Consider the following 1,155-nt stretch of genomic DNA (forward strand, 5'->3'; position numbering starts at 1 on the left):
GATGCGTGATCTGATCCTTCAACTCAGCAAAAGTTCGATTTATTCAACAAAGCCACTAAGAGCCTCTTCATTCCCTGGCTTTACTACTTCGTCTGACATGGAAGCTTCCTTACAAATGAAATTAATCATAACTAAATCACCATCAGGTGATTTAGTTATATCTTTCGGTTATAGGAACCACTCAGGTTTTACACCGAAGCGCGCGGAAAGAGCTTTTATGTGAGTGATGGTCAAAGAGCGCTGCCCTGACAGGATTTGGCTGACCAATGATTTAGATCCGATCTCATCCTTAAGGTCTGAATAAGACAGCTTGTGCTGGTCAATCAGGGTTCGCAGAAGTGCAACGCCGACTGGTATTTCAGCAATAGCTTTGTTGAACTCAGCGAAACGAGGGCTGTTATCTTCATAGTCGGCAATCTTACTCGCCAGGAAGTCAATAAGTGGGTTCTCGTCGTCGTTCTCGATCAGATAATCCACCAGCTCCATCGCTTCGCGGTAATCGCTCTCGGAAGAACTGCCCCCTAGGAAGGGGACGGCAGCTACGAGTTGTTTGGTTGCTTCAATGGCTTTTGCAGTGTCGGTAATCATTCTTTGTTCTCCCTGTAATAGCGGGTCAACTTGTCGTAATCAGCGTGGGTTGCGATGTGCTTCACGTAAAAGCGCTTATTTACGAAATTGATATAGGCGATAACCCTCAAGTTGTTGCCCCCTACATCCAAAACCCACCACTTATTCCTGTACTTAAAATTATCCAGGCTCGGTATCAGAGTTAGCATCTCAGCTGGAGAAGAGAAGTCCGTCTCGCGCACTAAGCGGTACAACGCCCGAATGGCTAACGAATCGTTGGGATATCGCTTTGCCGCTTCCTCAAAAGGCTCTTTTGAAATTACGTGCATCTTGCGGTCGTTCCATCCGTTTACATTATGTGAACATTATAGCATCGCTCTTTGCCGTTTACAATATGTGAACGTTACCTTTGCATTTCACAACCTCGCCAAAATCCCCACTTAACCTGAATAGAGTGGACCTTAAGGGCATATGGGCCGTTTTGATGCGTGGCTAACCGACGAGTTAAGCCAAAAGCAGGAGGTGACCTGCTCCCCGTTGCTTTCCGGGCTACGTACCGCCGTATGTTTAGGCTCCAGTCCTACCATT

Annotated in this window: 2 protein-coding genes; both read right to left on the reverse strand. The window is 46.7% G+C overall.

Annotated features, from left to right (window positions below; genetic code table 11):
* Window positions 1–168 precede the first annotated feature (168 nt).
* A complete protein-coding gene (locus ABLV54_RS13235; RefSeq protein ID WP_011251286.1) occupies window positions 169–588 on the reverse strand; it encodes a helix-turn-helix domain-containing protein in 420 nt (139 codons plus the stop codon).
* Entirely contained in the window at window positions 585–896 is a 312-nt protein-coding gene (locus tag ABLV54_RS13240; protein WP_011251285.1) for a type II toxin-antitoxin system HigB family toxin, read from the reverse strand. Before ABLV54_RS13240 ends, ABLV54_RS13235 begins: the two co-directional genes overlap by 4 nt.
* Window positions 897–1,155: the final 259 nt, after the last annotated feature.

The organism is Klebsiella sp. JB_Kp042 (genome assembly GCF_040065275.1).
Classification (GTDB): Bacteria; Pseudomonadota; Gammaproteobacteria; order Enterobacterales; family Enterobacteriaceae; genus Klebsiella; species Klebsiella quasipneumoniae.

Excerpts from the sequence above, each read along its gene's own strand:
- ABLV54_RS13240 (WP_011251285.1), bottom strand. The coding sequence starts at position 896 with ATGCACGTAATTTCAAAAGAGCCTTTTGAGGAAGCGGCAAAGCGATAT.
- ABLV54_RS13235 (WP_011251286.1), bottom strand. The coding sequence starts at position 588 with ATGATTACCGACACTGCAAAAGCCATTGAAGCAACCAAACAACTCGTA.